General features: G+C 67.4%; 1 pseudogene. It reads right to left on the bottom strand.

The features are described 5' to 3' along the window. Positions 1 to 362: pseudogene (locus MKK52_RS18110) on the bottom strand (molybdopterin oxidoreductase family protein); the annotation flags it as partial.

The raw sequence follows: 362 nt of genomic DNA, 5'->3' as shown, positions 1-362 counted from the left end.
GCGGACTTGCCGGCCTTCTTCTGGGCATCCTTCACGATGGCCCAATGGTGCAGGGTCGTGCTGGACCGGTTGCAGGCCAAGATGAGGATGTACGTCACGTGGATGGAGCGGTCCGGATCGAGCCCGGCGGTCGGGCCGACCGTGAGCAGCCACGCGGTGCAGGCGCCCTCGCCGCAGAAGGTGCGCTCGGTGACGGTAGCGCCCATGCGGTTGAAGAAGGGGTCGCCGCCGTTCAGCCCGTGCACGAGGCCCTGGTTGCCGAGGTAGCTGTAAGGCGCGATGGCCTGCGGCCCGTGGCTATCGATGATCGCCTTCCAGCGGGTGACGATGGTGTCGAGCGCTTCGTCCCAGGTGATGCGCTC

Origin of the sequence: Methylobacterium sp. J-067 (assembly GCF_022829465.1) — a bacterium.
Classification (GTDB): Bacteria; Pseudomonadota; Alphaproteobacteria; order Rhizobiales; family Beijerinckiaceae; genus Methylobacterium; species Methylobacterium litchii.
The sequence above is the reverse complement of the archived record's forward strand: the minus strand, read 5'-3'. Positions and strand labels throughout refer to the sequence as shown.